The sequence below is a fragment of the Wolbachia endosymbiont (group B) of Chorthippus parallelus genome (assembly GCF_947251815.1).
In the GTDB taxonomy this organism is placed as follows: domain Bacteria; phylum Pseudomonadota; class Alphaproteobacteria; order Rickettsiales; family Anaplasmataceae; genus Wolbachia.
This window is the reverse complement of sequence record NZ_OX366390.1, coordinates 1,416,155-1,432,130: the sequence shown is the minus strand read 5'-3', so window position 1 is coordinate 1,432,130 and position 15,976 is coordinate 1,416,155. Positions and strand designations below refer to the sequence as shown.

Sequence of the window (15,976 nt, the reverse complement as noted above, 5' to 3'; positions counted from 1 at the left end):
TTATGGTAAATACTAGGGTGAATTTTTAAGAAAAGGGAGTCTGAAAAGTGCAAGTTATTTAAAAAAGTAATAATTGCAGGTTATTTTGCAAAGAATGTACTAATGCAATGATACTGAAAAGATATCTTGAATTTAAAACACATGTTTTCTAGCTCTTTTCTGGTAGTTGAGTGAACGAATATCAGATATCTTATGACGATCAACTCTTCTCCCTTTTCTCACCACTAAAGTGTTCATCAAAAATAACTGTGATAGTCGATCCATAATGCAGTCTATGTCTGACTCTGTAGAAAAAATATCAAAGGCTAAGTTTTTAATCGCATTAAATGAGACAGATTTATTGATGCTTTTTTTTAGTTTACTATTCTGTGCGCTCAATGTCTCTTCATCATCTTCTATCATGATACTTTCTAGATTACTGATGAAGATAGTTGACCAAAAATCCTGCTTGATAGTTTCAATACTTTTTCCTGTGAAATTCTCTAAATTTAATCTTCCCTTCAGCCTAGAAAAAAATGTTTCTACTCCCCAGCGCAAGTAATATAATCTCTCAAACTCTTCAACTGTAAAACGTTTCTCATCTAACAGAGATGTTACTAACACTTCAACTTCGCCAGAAGAAAGTATTATTTTGACTAACCTGAATTTCATCTCATCAGGTAATCCTAGCTTTCGTAGCTGTCTTGCTACTTTAATAGGTGCGGTAGACACTACCACCGTACTAGATGGGCTTTCCGGCTTAAACATAGCGTTTATTTCATTGAAAGACGAACTTGAACAGCGAATTATATAATTGATTTTCCTTCCTGTAAGCTCAGCAAGAAATCGATAAGATACGTATCCTCTATCACAGATTAACAAATCGTCTGATTTTATGGATTCAAGCATACCGATTGCTAAATCAACCTCATAGCTGTCACCTCTACTTAGCACAGATTTTATTGCAATATTATTTAGCACATCGTAGCAAACTTCAAAGGTTGCACTTGTATAGTCTTCAAATCTCTGGATTCCATTCCATACTGCTCTTGAGCCAAACTCACCTATTATTTTGTCGCTCTTTGGCAGAATCAGTATTGAAGCATCAAATGCAAGTACTCTGAAGCCATGGTGGGTTTTAAATTCCTGATCTTGGTAGTATAGGGAAACTATATCATCATTTAACTCTGAAAACGCAGTATGCTTTAGCTTCTTTCTTGCTTGAGTAAATGCACTTGCCGTAATTGTATAATCTTTTCTTGTATGCAGAACAAACTCATTAAGCATCACTTGTAATGACTTTACACTCTTTCTAAAAATCAGGAGAAATACATTAACGAAGGGCAGCTTTCTTTTTCGTGAGAAGTCTTTTGAGGATGCTCTGTGTGCGTTTATAAAGTTTAAACTCATCAATTTATTTTTTATAAACATGATTATTCTTTTTTTTACTCATGTCATTACTTCTTTTAATTTGTGGATCTTACCTGATTTTATAATACAGTTCATCACTTTTCCTTAACTTAATGGCAGTGAAGTATAATGCACCCCATAAACTAGACCAAAAAAAAATGGTTGATCCGAGTAGGAAGGTAAAGGGGTAAAAGTATGGCAACAAAAAAATATGAACCAGAGTTAAAAGCAAAGATAGCTTTGGAAGCAATAAAAAATCAAAAAAGCACATCTGAGATATGTAGTGAATATAAAATACCATCAACAAATCTATATGATTGGCGTGATAGAGTATTGGCAAGGTTAAAAGACCTATTTGTTGAAGAAAGTGAAAGTGCGAGAAAACAAAGAATCTTAGCGCAAGAAATAGAAAGTTTACATAAAGTAATAGGAGAATTGACAGTGGAAAATAGTTATTTGAAAAAAAAATTACTGAAATAAGCAAAAAAGATAGAGTAAGGTTTATAGAAAAAGATTCTGATCTATCAATTAGGAAACAGGCTGATTTACTGGGGATTTGCAGATCTAGCCTATATTATAGGCATATAATTAATAACGAAAGTGAAATTTGATTCAAGAAGTATATTTGGCTTCTGATTGCCGTTATGGATATCGTAAAATTACTGCTGAAATCATAGCGAGTGGAGTAGTAGTCAATCACAAAAAAATCTTAAGAATTATGAAAAAAATGAAGATTAGTGGGCTGTATTGTAGAAAAAGATGTAATACAAGTATTAAAGAAAAAAAGCATAAAATATATCCTTATTTACTCAAAGATTTGATTATTTGTAGAGTTAATCAGGTATGGGCTACTATATATTATGGTAGAAGGTAAGTTTGTCTATTTTGTGGCAATAATGGACTTGTATAGTCGCTATATTATTGCTCATTCATTATCACCATATCTCGATGCTGGATTTTGCCTTTATACTCTCAAAGAAGCTCTAAAACAAGGTAAACCTGAGATTTTTAATAGTGATCAAGGAGTGCAGTTTACTAGCTACAACTTTATTATGGAATTAGAGCGTGCTAATATTAAAATTAGTATGGATCATAAAGGACGTTGCTTCGACAATATATTTGTTGAGCGTTTATGGAGAACTTTAAAGCAAGAAGCTATATATTATTATAGACCAAATAGTATCAGAGATTTGAATCTTATAATAAACGATTTTGTTGGTTGGTATAACTATAAAAGGCGACATCAGACTCTACATTATAAAGTTCCTGCTGATCTTTATTATCATAAACAGTAAATGAATATATTGATAAATACTTTAAATGTGTGTCGACGTATTTATCAACATATTCATTTTAAAAATCGGATCACTTTGAAAAAAATGGTCTAGACAAATGGGTGCATTATAAAGAGTTGATCGTCATAAGATATCTGATATTCGTTCACTCAACTACCAGAAAAGAGCTAGAAAACATGTGTTTTAAATTCAAGATATCTTTTCAGTATCATTGCATTAGTACATTCTTTGCAAAATAACCTGCAATTATTACTTTTTTAAATAACTTGCACTTTTCAGACTCCCTTTTCTTAAAAATTCACCCTAGTATTTACCATAATTATCAATCACTTCAAATTTTTTGTCCAATCTTAACTTCTCTTTCCCTTAACTTAATGGCAGTGGATCTTCCATACACCTTGTTTATCATTTTTCCCAGGAATCCAAGTAAACGCTCTCCTCCTTTCTGTGTCATAATTAAAACAATCAACAGCAGCATATAAATATTCATTTTGATAAATGTTTTTAATACATACTTTTGACGCAAATACTATATTCTTTACTGACTCTGGCAATCTGCCTTTTAGTTTCTCAAGGTTAGATCTTTTTTCTAAAGGAACATTAGGATAATTCTCCATTTCCATTGCTTCTTTAATGTAATAAGCTAACTTAAATATTACATTATCATTTAGATCACCACTCTTTTGCATTGCATCAAACACAGCTATGTAACCTGAAATAAGCTGATCAATATGACCATGATTTCGTACAAAACTTAATATTTTTTTTGTATCTACTTTCCCATACACATCATTTATAACTCCTTTAATTATATCATCAAACAACTTTCCATCTGATCTATAAATTTCATTAGCAAGTCTATTAACCGAACCATAACGATCATGTAACACACCATCCTTTAGCTTCTCTTGTGCTACACTTTTTATTGAATATCTTAACTCTTCTATAAAAGACTTTGCCCACTTTTTTACATTAGATGAAGTATCTGCTTGATTAATAATTTCCTTCTTTACACTTTCAACTATCCCCATCATCTTATATGGGTCGTTACTTTTAGCTTCAATACTAGCATTCTTATCAAGAAAAAATTTGACCATATCTAGATCACCACTACAAGCGGCTACATGCAGAGGTGTTCTACCATCATTACCTTTAGCCCCAATATCAGCACCTTTATCAACAAGAAACTTAGCTATATTCAACTTACCTTCCTGAGCAGCTAAGAGCAGAGGGTAGGTGTCCTTATTTTCAACACTAAAATCCTTTCTATCAAAAAGAACTTTTACTACATCTAACCTACCTCCTTGAATAGCCATACATAAAGGCGTTAATTCATTCTTACTTGCAGTATTCACACTTTCAATTTTTCTAATTAAACCTTTAGCTTCATTGATATTGTTTCGCACTATAGCATCAAACATTTTCTCCTTTAATAAAGTTACTTTCTCCTTATTAAAGTCCTCTAGAACATCTTCCGAATTACAAGCAGAAACTATGCATTTCAAATTAGAAATCATCGCATCATTAAAAGCAAACATCATTTCCCTTGCTGGTTGGTAAGCATTCCAATTCTCTATTTTTGCTAGGGTGTTATTTTTATGTAATAAGACTAAACTATCATCGACAATCTTAGTATCAAAATCCAATATAGATTTATCTCTAAAATCAACCAAACCAACATCACTCTTATCAATAGGTTGATTATGATAAATCTGTAACCCTTGCTCCTCTGGTTGATAATATCTGAAAGAGTTAGGATCCATCTTTATATGCTCAAGCTTTAAGTTTGCACTATCGATTTTATAAAGCTCATTGTTTATTCGTAATACAATTTGTTGATTCTCTGGATTTTTAAAATAATCAACTAACCCAATGGATAAAGACCATTTAGTACCTTTACTATCAAGTATTGTAATATCTTGTATCTCTAAACTATCCTCTGTAAGGTCAGAGATTGATTTGCCATAACATTCATTTATATAATCCCTTTTACCTTGTTCTATTCTTATACTATCAATACCTGTTACACTTAACTCAGCAAAATCAATGATACTATAAGGTATAGGTACTGCTTTATTTTTTATTTTTAAATTGAGCCTTATTGGCGACGATGAAATTTTGCTATTTAATGTATCTGGTAGTTTGATAATATACTGGTGTTGCTCTTTCTCTCCTTCTATTGTAATGTCCTGATAGTAATTACACAGCATCAGATAGTCATCATAACCATAGTTCCGTCCACCATTAAGGTATTTCTGATAACTACTTGTAACGTCAGAGCTACTATAGCTAAAATCAACAATGACTTGACCTGAGTACATGCTAGCAATTATTACTTTTTCACTAGGTACCCCCATGTGATTTTTAATAACTTCTACTTGAGATACTGGTATGTCAAAATTATTGTTATTGACAATATCTTTTGCAATTTGGTAAGTATCAAGTAATTCTTGGTCTAGAATACTTGCTTGTATAAATGCTTTTAACTTTTTTGCACTATTTTGTATTACCTCTCTACTAATATCACTTCCTGAACTTTTCAGCTCTTGATATCTAATATCTTCTATTGTATCAGACAAAGACTTATCTTGTATTGCAACAGACTCTGTTATTCCATTGCTATTTACCTGAATTACTAGATTTTTAAAATCATTGATTTTAGTACTTGAAACAATACTTTGTGTATTATTAGCTAAAACATCTAAGCTATAGCCGACCTTTTCTATATCTTCACTTATTCCCCACTGTGTGATATTAGCAACTTGAACCTTTATTATGTCAATATTTCCTTTTATTTTTCCTGTACTGCCCAAATCACTTACTATCTTAGCATTATCACTATCTTCATTAACAACAAATATTGTTTGTTTTAACCCCCTGTTATGCACATTTTCTTTGTTAACTACTCTAACTTCATAATCTTTGTCTGTGCAGTTAAATGAATTCTGCCAGACTTCTGCATTTTTTACATTAATCAATCTTGTTTTACAGTGAGTAGTGATATTTTGCTTGCTGTCAGAATTAGACACATAGTTATATGTGTTAACCAATCTTATGTTATTACTATTACCATAACGTATAGTTCTACCATGCAAATTTGCAACGACATTATTAGCCTTAACATTCATTATTAGAGTATTTTCTTTTCCTGGTCCACCTTCAAGAGTACCAGACGTATAGTCATTAATAATAAAAATAGTTTCATTATTTTTTGAGCCAACATAACGTATATTACTACCCTCTGGAATATGCATTACTGCTGGATAATTTGCTGCTGCTGTTAATGTTTTAGGTCCTGAAATATATAATACTGATCCTCTAGGAAATGTTTGCTTTTTTGTATTACTATGCTCTTTTCTTGTTGGATTAGTAAAGATAAAAGGTCCGCCTGAGAGAGTAAAGCTCTCTTGACAATTTCTATAAATTTTGCCACTGTTACATGGAGCGAACGCATCGTCACCTTTGTGCTTTGTATTGATTGTTTTGCTGCATTGAGATTTTTGTATCGGATTTGTTAATGGTGCATCTACAATTCTTAAGCCAAGATTTTCATACTCGTATTTTGTTAGATGAGGGATATGTTTTGCATCCGTATTAACAACATAAACTTTCTTTTCTTCAATCTCTTGATAGCATTGAGGACTATTCTTTATACCACAGATAAACCTTTCCCAACCTTCACTCATAACCAAAGTATAAGGTGTCATAGTCAATATCTTAGAGATATCAATAGAAGACAAATCTCTTTTTACACTAGAGGCTATATTGATCTTGTCAAAAGAGATATCTTTATATTTTTTTTCTAAATCACATGTCCACTTCATCTGCGTCGCACACTCAGGACCATACGGTGATGGCATAATACATATAGCCTGTGCACCCATATTTTTAATCACCTCACTATATTTCTCTTCAATGGAGATTACGTATTGTACAACCGCATCTATGTCATAACTGTCATTTAACAGTTTAATAGCTGCTTCTTTTACGTAAGTTAAATAACCTTTTATTCTAATTGTGTCTTCATATTCTTTTTCTACATCTCTTCCTGTAAAAAACTTGATTACCCCTGCAAAAAATACTTCCGCTTGTTCACCACCAGGTAATAGAGGTACTTGTTCTGCTATTGCTTTTGTATACTCTATTCTCTCATGAATTTCTACACCAATTGTTATTAATACATCAGCAACCATAGTAACTACTGCTGCCCTACCCAAAACTTTGCCTGCAGCAGATAATCCTCTTAAAATCTTAGTAGTTGTACTTACACTTTTCACTGTAAAGCTAACTCCTGCACTTACAGGCCTTATGCTCATGCTTGCTAGTTTTACACCACTACTAGCTGTCCAATAATAATTTAGTGGATAATGATTACCTTGAGCTATTTCGTTTATACTATATCCAAATTGATAAGCAATAGTTGCAAATGTAATACTTTGAACTATGGGGTTACTGATAATCTTAACAAACGTTTGACGTACAGGTTGTGGTACTTTACTAATCAATTTTCCTACTTTACTATTAGAAGAAATACTTACGCTTGTCCTAACATCATCCATAGCATCTAGTATACCATTGATACCAAATACTTGCTTTAAAGCATTATTATCATGTCGTCCAAGTGTTGCTGTATCACTTATACTATCAAGCAAGTCATATATAGCCATCATGGAAAAAAACTTTCCACCTTTTGCTCCTTTTATTTTCGCTGAATCAAATTTATCACGATCAAATGCAATTCCTTTTTCTTGAAGGCTGCTTTCTACATTACTAATATAATCTGCAAAAACTTTTTCACCAAGATCATCAAAATGATTTTTAAACGTATCAAAAGTATCTTCCCTAACACCTTTTGCTAGCAAGTTCTGTTTAATTTCCTCTACAATATTAGAGTAATCTTGATTAGTTTGAACATCACCTATATCTTCAATGTATTTTTTATTCTCTAACAACTGCTTATCATTTGATAGTTGATGTAATTTATTATGAATTTTCTCTCTTTCTGCATCTGTAGTAAAATTTTTAATTATATCATCGAATTTTACTTCATAGCCATCGATGCTTAAATAATACTCAATATTTTGTCCTTTCATTTTTTCTTTTATAACGCGATCCTTATCTCTGCCTACTTTTACTAAGATCTCAATACCATCACTATAATCATCTACAAAATATCTTTCTGCATTCTTCATTTCTATAATATCACCTATTATCAATTTTTTATCATTACCATTGTTATCTTTTACTTTTACATATACATCAGTCCTATCAGCATTGCCTATCATATCAAACACTTGCTCACGACCTATATCTACAATTTCATTAGTTAAATCCTTAGCATTATCAATATCAAATAGCTCTTTAACACGTTGCTTTTTTTCTTCCTTTGTAACCTTTTCTTCATCACGTGAATCTATGCATGGTATACCTATATCACGTCTTTTTCTTGTTGCACATTGGCTAAAACTAAAAATGGAGCTATGAACTACCTTAACAGGAGTAAATTCATCTTTACTTACTAAAATAAGAGAATTTGTATTACTCGCCCCTTTGTCAAAAATAACACCCATAAAAGCAACTTTGTTGCCATCTGTAAGCGTTTTATAAGTTACACCTTTTACATACTCTGTATTTATCTGATCATTTGCCTCCTTTACCAATGCATCAGCTGTCTTACCTTCCCTTGGTCCTTTAACCTCCAATCCTACCGGATCATACTCTTTAGCACTGCTGGCTTGGTTTGCAAACTTAATACCATGAACTAGCATATCAATGCGTTTTCCCCTACCTGTTTGAAACTCTGTTAATATTAACGCTCTATCTTCTTGTTGTGGTTCTCCTAGCTTGATATCACTATAATGGTCAAATGCTCCATGCAATACTGCCTGAGTATGTGCTTCTTTTTCTATTAAACCTTTAAAAGGTAATATTGCCTCGCCTACTTTGCCAAATAACTTCTTGTACTTACCTATTGATGAAGATTGATCTTGTAAAGAAGCAAGCTGAGATACTAGTACTTCATCAAATGTTTTCTTAAAATCCTTAGGGTAAGGAACATTCTTAAAATCACCTTTAAACTTATCAGATTTTTTACCATTATACTCTCCTAGAGAAATAGGCTCATTAACTTCAACACTAAAATATTTTTTAAAATCTGATTTTTGTTCTTTTATATTAAAATTAAGATTTAATTCTACTATCTTTCTATTTCCTATCTTTTGTTCAAGTTTATTAAGAGGAATGCCTTTTTTTAATATTTCAGCTTTTCCATCTGATTCAACAATATTCATTACACAAACTGATTTTTGAGAATTGCTTGGAATAAATACCATTGTCACAACTCCATGGCTTTGATCCAAGTTAGATGGTTGACCGGCACCTTGCCCTTTACTTTTCTGATCTTTAAGACGTTGAGATTTAGGTTCAGGTTGAGCTTCTGTGGGTATATTTTCTCCATAAATAAAAACGTACTTTTTAAAACTGCTTTCTAAAGCTTGAACTTCATTTAATAACAGGGACTGCCCTAACAAAAACCTACTAAAATAATGATTATCTCCCTTCTCTCCTGTACCAGGAAATGTGTGATAGATACGTTCTATATTATTCTGAACTTTCTCTTTCAGCCCCTCTTCATTAACTCTACAATTATTTCGTCCATCAATAGATATCAATATTTCATTAAAAAGAGGAGTGATTTCTTGATCACGTGATTTAGCAACGATATTCGAAACAGGAGATGGATGATCAAGGTTTACACCAACGCATAGCATGTCATTTGTAGTAGTTAAAACTCTCATTACATTCGGTTGAAAACCTTTTGTATAATCCTCAGCTTGTTTTAAAGCAGCAGCTGGTGTAGTTCCACTCTTTTCCCCTATTTTACCTTCTTTTAGCTCTGCTTTAGTAGCAGCCTTCATCTCTATAATAATAGGAATAGCATTTAATGACCTATCCTTACCACGAGGCACTAGAACAATATCAGCATAACCTCTCCCTGCAAATTGCTCCAGGTAAACTCTAAGATTATGTCTATAGCGAAAATTAACAAGAGCTCCTGCTAAAAACCCATGATGTGCTGCTTCTCTTGCTTGATTAGCGTAAATAAGTGAATCCTTGTATTCAGAGTGGATTTTACTGACTTTTTTAAGAATTTCTTCAACAGATTCCTTTACTTTTCCTGCATTCGAATTAGTAAGTTTTGCTATATCACTTTCTGGTTTACTCCACAACCCTCCTTTTACCTCATGAAAACCTTTGCTAACAGCAGAATTAAGTACTCTCGTATCTATTACTTCAACATTAATACCCTCTTTGTTAATATTATTTCTGGAAATCTGTATTAACCTAAAGTCCATTTCTAATACAGAATCTATCGGACCTTTAAATGCATCTTTTATATCTTGAGCTTCAGCTTGTATACTTTTGCCTTTAGGTGGAGTAAGACACTTCTTCAATATCTCTACCAGATCACCTGAAGTAAACTTACAGTTTTTATCATCAGAGTTATGCTCTGAAATAGAAATTAATTTTACATGCTTCTTAACGTCTTCATAAGATTGTATTTTATCATTACTAATAACAGCTACTTTTAATGTACCTGGAGTATCAAATCTAAAATATATTTTTTTAATCTTCAGCTTTTTCGCAATTTCTGTGTCTACCAAAGTAGAAAAGCTTCCCAAAAAGAAATGAGGAAAAAATCCTTCTTTACCTACTGAATGTAAATACGAAGGAACCTGATCAACATATGATTGAAACCTTGCTTTGAAAGATTCAAAGTCACTTCCTTGCTGAGCTGAGGTGCTTGCTACATTTGAACCTACTTCTCGAATTAATAACTCTATTAATTCAAAATCTTGTGGTCTTTCTTCGTTCGGCATATAACCCTCCTTTTAGATCTTTTTAATGATCACCTAACCCCATATAAGATTGTTTACTAATCTCTACCTCAGCTAAATCACCACTTGGACCGGATATGTTTTTTGGAGCAAGTTCTTCATCAGCAAACTTACCATAACCTAAAAACTTATTTAATGATTGATTATCTCTTTGTTCTAATATAGAACGTATATAATTTGCTTTTTCAGAAGACATAAACTCCTTAATCTGATCAGAGTTAGCTTTATCTAAAATTGCCCATACTGGCTCCATAAAACCTTTTTCAACTAAATGCACTGAAAATCTCCCTTGAAAAACAGAGTTATTCATCATTTCTTTACTCAATGTCAAAGTACGATGATCATCAAACCCCTCTCTTGTCCATATATGTATAAAAATTTCCATAGCTGTACTTAAATAATGCTCTGGGCATTCCTTTACCATTAATTTTAACCAGAGATAGTAATCATCTTCTGGAATATTGCATGGCTTCAAAAAATCAAATAACTTCTGAAATAGATCAAAATTAAACATTTCTAGCATTCTGTATAAAGAGGCATATTCAGTATTTCTTTCCAAATCTCTTTTCAAAAGCTCTGGATATCTATCAGGATTTATCTGATTAAGGAAGAACTCGAATATATCAGGGTAAACGCGAAAATTAGGTCCTGCTGAATAAATTGCATTTTTCATTAAGATCTTATCTTTCTTTTCTGCACTCATTTCACTCTCAGGTAATGATTTTATTTTATTCCAAAAGAATTCCACTGCTTCTACTTTTTTCCAATCTACTGCACAATCAAGCCCATACTCATATGGATGACGACCTCTTAAATCCAATTTATCAAGATACCCACTAATAAAATGTGACCAAAACTGTGCTATAGGACCTTCTCCACAACACCTAATTAAGTGATGATACTCAAGCAAGCTATCATTACCTTGAGCAGACAATTCCTCTTTTCTTTCCTCAAAGATAGCTCTTATTTCATCCTCCAAACAACACTCACATGCAATTTTGTATCTACTTGCCCTGCCAAAAGCATTATCTGAATCTGGTAGTGTAGTAAGCCTTTTACCTACCTCGCGTCTATTAAGCTTGACTCCATGTAATCCTCCTACTTCCTCCCAAGACTCCTCATCAGATAACACTTGTGCAATAAGATTGTGTCCTTTTTGACCACTTCTTTCAATTATCTTCGAATGTGTATAGCACCAGCGTTCAATTTGGAGGAGCTTAGATGCCCTATAAGGATCATCCTCTTTAACAGATGAAAACAAAACTTCCGGAATATCTCCACGATCCATAATTACCTCCCTTACAATGAATGAAAAAATGCTTTGACCCTTAACTCTCTCGAGTACCATAATGAATTAGCCTCTATTATATTCTAGGCATGTTGCTCTACCTTTAAAACTTTGTCAATTACTATTTTAGAAAAATTTTCTAACCCAAAGTAGTTTTAGGCAAAAGGCTCTTAATAGGCTCAATATAAGGCCTTTTATTTGCTTTTAAATTCTGTTTTTTATAAATCTACCTTAATTACTATTCTAAAATGAACTAGTATTAATTTAACAAAATATATTATTAATATCTCAAATAAAATAACCATTTCCAGCGCTCAAAACTACCGTACGTGAGAACAAGTTTTTTTGGGATGGAATGGTCTACCAAACGATACATACGAACTTTTGCTTATAATAATCTTACTACACGCTAAAATCATCTATATTGGCTTACTTTCGCTAAGTTTACATATGAATTGTTTTGTCTAGCTTTGTTGCAAAGGTTTCGCCTTTTTGTTTCATAAACCTGTTTTTACCGAACAAGTTCTCACAAGTATATGTACTTTTGCAATTTTGAAGAGAGTCAATAATTAAAACTTTTATGAAGCTAATTTGCAGTATGTTTCTGAAGCTAAAGTCGATATTAACAATCTTATATAAAGTATAAAAAAATACATAACTCTTGATTTTTTCGTAGAAATAGCTAATAATTAAACTATACTCTTTGAATAAAAAAGTTATGACTTTAGCATTAGAACAGTGGAAAGAAATACTAGATGCAGTAATCCCAAACAAAGGTGATATACTTGAACAAATAAAAGGAAAATTAAAAGAACAAGATGAAGATACATATAAAAATTGGGAACAAAAAGGCTTTTATGTAGATCATCTGTTTGATGTATCACCAGATTTACCTTCTTACAAGTCGACGTTGTCACATATGGCTATTTCAAATGGCTGCTTAGACATAGCTCAAGCTCTATTAATAAAAAATGGAGCTGATGTTAATGTAGAAAATAGTAATGGCGATACTCCCTTACATCAAGCTGCTTTTTGGGGTCACTTAGATATAGTTCAATATCTTATAAAAAATAAAGCCAATGTTAAGGTAAAAAACAATAATGGCGATACTCCTTTACATGAAGCTGTTGTTAGAGGTTATTTAGAGATAAGTGAATGTCTTATAGAAAACGGAGCTGATGTTAATGTAACTTACAAGCATGGCAATACTCTCTTATATAAAGCTGCTATTAGAGGTCATTTAAAGATAGTCAAAGCTCTGTTAAAAAAGAAAGCTGATGTTAATGTAATTTGCAAGTATGGCGATACTCCTTTACATGGAGCTACTGTTAGAGGTTATTTAGATATAGTTAATGCTCTATTAGAAAACGGAGCTGATGTTAATGTAGAAAATAGTAATGGCGATACTCCCTTACACAGTGCTGCTACTGGTGGTCATTTAAAGATAGTTCAAGCTCTGTTAAAAACAGAAGCTGATGTTAATGTAGCTGACAATTATGGCAATACTCCCTTACATAAAGCTATTTTTAGAGGTCATTTAGATATAGTTGAAGCTCTATTAGAAAACGGAGCTGATGTTAAGGTGAAAAACAGTAACGGCGATACTCCCTTACACAGTGCTGCTACTGGTGGCCATTTAAAGATAGTTCAAGCTCTGTTAAAAACAGAAGCTGATGTTAATGTCACTGACAATTATGGCAATACTCCCTTACATAAAGCTATTTTTAGAGGTCATTTAGATACAGTTAAAACTGCTTTTATAGATCGTTTAGAGATAGTCGAAGCTCTGTTAGAAAATGGAGCTGACATTAATATCACTGACAAACATGATGATACTTCATTGTTCTTGGCCCATAGATGGAAGCATGAAGTAATTGTTAATTCAATAGTAAAGCACATAGCAAAATTAAAAGCTATTGATTCATATGTTAGTAAAGACAATTTACAATTTATAAATGCTTCAGAAGAAAGGAATAACAATTATTTACAGCATCTTCGGAATTGTAAAAAAGAAGTTCAAATGATTAAAGAAAGAAATGAGCCATTATATAACTTTTTAAGAGAAAACGACGTTAATAAAATGCTTGGCATATGGGAGAAAAATGAAAATGTACGTAATGAATTTGATAATGAAGAGAGTTTAAAAAAGCAATATCCAGAATATGCTCATATTTTGATCAATAAGGCTAAAGGCGCACGCAATAACAATGATAGAAAACAAGAGATTAAGAGGTCTGTTGTAGATGCTTTTACACTTGCAATACCTAATATTGCCTCAGAAATGGGAATAGAAGCTGGAGCTTTTTGCTTATTAGCTAGTAGCATTATACACTATTTTAATAAGCCTTCAGACTCACTTAAAAATATCGACATTGCTAAAGTTGTAGTGAATCAAGAGCAGAATTATAACTCAAGGTAAGGAGAAATAGCAGAAGGGTTGGCTTTTTTTACCTATGAAAGGCCAATTATACAAGCAACTTATTGAAAATCTTATTTTTTTGCAATCAATTTATCCAATTTAGTGGAAGTGTTAAATTTACCAATCTTTCCATAAAAGAATTATAGAGAAATTTAATAATTTAAGATTATTCTAAAGAAATTATCTCATTTTTTATTGACAGACAGCTTGCTTAAATCCGTAAAACCTCTCTAGTTGCTCACTCCACAGCATCGGCATTTCTCTCAAATCAACTAGCTTCAAGCCTCTTGGTTGTCTCCCATTTACTACGTCTTCTTTAATTTTCGGAGCTAAATAATTTAATCTTAAAATTTGCTGTATACGTCTTGTACCTATATTAATTTTGATACTTAGCTCTTTCACACTTCTATATTTTCCTTCTTCTAGTTGCCGTTTCCACGAATGGGCTCTCACCACTGCTTTCAGTAGCGCATTATTTGTTTTTCCTTCTGGTTCTACTACTGTGCATTTATTTCCTTTCTTTTTTATTGGTATAAATTTTTCCTCTGATTCAGAATGCACCTCTATTCCATCCTCTCTCATCATTACTCCCTTTATTAACTTTTTCACTACTTCTTTCTGTCTTCTAAAACTTAAATTTTTCCATTTTTCTTCGGTCTTTTCTTTCCATTTTTCATATAAATATTCTGCTCTCTTCATTACTTCTTTTTCCACTTCTCCTGCTACTACTGTTCGGTTTACTGATTCACAATTCTTTCCTCTTAAATGATTATTGCATACGTAATATCGGTACCTTTTATTCTCTTTTTTTGCATACGTCAGCGTCATATTTACACTACAGCTCTTGCACTTAATTATTCCCCTAAGCAGCGCTTCCTCATATTTTGCTTTTCTATATGGCTGATTCCTTATTAATTCTTGTGCTTTTTGCCATTTTTCTTCCTCTATTATTGCTTCATGCTTTCCTTCATACTCTTTCTCATAATGTCTGATCTTTCCCATATATATTGGATTTGTTATTATTCTTCTCACCGTCGCTTTTTTAAAGATATCTGATTTTGTTCTGTAATCTTCTCTATTTAACTCTCTTGCCAACTCTGCCATTGACTTCAGCTCCAAATATCTTTCAAATATATAACTTACCACTTTTGCTTCTTTCTCATTTATTATTAATTCTTTATCCTTTACATCATATCCAAGCGGTAAAGTTCCACCCATCCATAACCCCTGCTCCTTTGATGTTGCTATTTTATTTTTTACTCTCTCTACTATCATTTCTCTTTCTAGTTGTGCTGCTCCTGATAACACTGTTTGCACAAATTTTCCCATTGGCGTATTATTGTCAAATATTTGCGTTACTGCTACAAAATTTACTCTATGTCTTCTAAAAAATGATGTAACTTCGATGCTATCTTTTGTTTCTCTTGAGAGCCTATCGAGCGTATATACTACTACACAGTCTATCTCTCCTCCTTTAACATCTTCAAATAATTCCTTTATCGCTGGTCTTTCTAAGTTTTTTCCTGAGAAACCTCCATCATCGTACCTTTTGGCCAATGCTACCCAGCCTTCTTTGCTCTTTACGTACTTCTCACATGCTACTCGTTGCGCATCTAAACTGTTAAACTTCTGCTCTAACCCGTCTTCATTTGACTTCCTAGTATAATGCACCCCATAAACTAGACCA

5 protein-coding genes and 1 pseudogene are annotated in these 15,976 nt (G+C 32.4%); 2 read left to right on the top strand and 4 right to left on the bottom strand.

Annotation, left to right across the window (positions count from 1 at the left end; translation table 11 throughout):
• Positions 1 to 132: 132 nt before the first annotated feature.
• Positions 133 to 1,410 (bottom strand): IS4-like element ISWpi18 family transposase, encoded by a 1,278-nt coding sequence (locus tag OPS21_RS06435; RefSeq protein ID WP_264336305.1) that lies wholly within the window; start codon positions 1,408 to 1,410, stop codon positions 133 to 135.
• 174 nt (positions 1,411 to 1,584) lie between these two features.
• Here OPS21_RS06435 and OPS21_RS06430 point away from each other — a divergent pair.
• Positions 1,585 to 2,684, top strand: a pseudogene (locus tag OPS21_RS06430) (IS3 family transposase).
• 371 nt (positions 2,685 to 3,055) lie between these two features.
• Here the strand turns inward: OPS21_RS06430 and OPS21_RS06425 are convergent.
• Positions 3,056 to 10,564 (bottom strand): ankyrin repeat domain-containing protein, encoded by a 7,509-nt coding sequence (locus OPS21_RS06425; RefSeq protein WP_265027618.1) that lies wholly within the window; start codon positions 10,562 to 10,564, stop codon positions 3,056 to 3,058.
• 22 nt (positions 10,565 to 10,586) lie between these two features.
• On the bottom strand, positions 10,587 to 11,930 hold the full coding sequence (locus OPS21_RS06420) for a hypothetical protein (protein ID WP_265027617.1): 1,344 nt from the start codon (positions 11,928 to 11,930) through the stop codon (positions 10,587 to 10,589).
• 643 nt (positions 11,931 to 12,573) lie between these two features.
• Between OPS21_RS06420 and OPS21_RS06415 the strand changes: the two genes are divergently transcribed.
• Positions 12,574 to 14,289, top strand: a complete 1,716-nt coding sequence (locus tag OPS21_RS06415; protein ID WP_265027616.1) for an ankyrin repeat domain-containing protein — start codon at positions 12,574 to 12,576, stop codon at positions 14,287 to 14,289.
• A gap of 192 nt (positions 14,290 to 14,481) precedes the next feature.
• On the opposite strand, the gene OPS21_RS06410 is transcribed toward OPS21_RS06415, so the two are convergent.
• Positions 14,482 to 15,960, bottom strand: a complete 1,479-nt coding sequence (locus OPS21_RS06410) for a recombinase family protein (RefSeq protein WP_264336643.1) — start codon at positions 15,958 to 15,960, stop codon at positions 14,482 to 14,484.
• Between the last annotated feature and the right edge of the window lie 16 nt (positions 15,961 to 15,976).

Bases quoted from the DNA above. Each gene is read 5' to 3' on its own strand.
- OPS21_RS06435 (WP_264336305.1), bottom strand. From the start codon at position 1,410: ATGTTTATAAAAAATAAATTGATGAGTTTAAACTTTATAAACGCACAC.
- OPS21_RS06425 (WP_265027618.1), bottom strand. From the start codon at position 10,564: ATGCCGAACGAAGAAAGACCACAAGATTTTGAATTAATAGAGTTATTA.
- OPS21_RS06420 (WP_265027617.1), bottom strand. From the start codon at position 11,930: ATGGTACTCGAGAGAGTTAAGGGTCAAAGCATTTTTTCATTCATTGTA.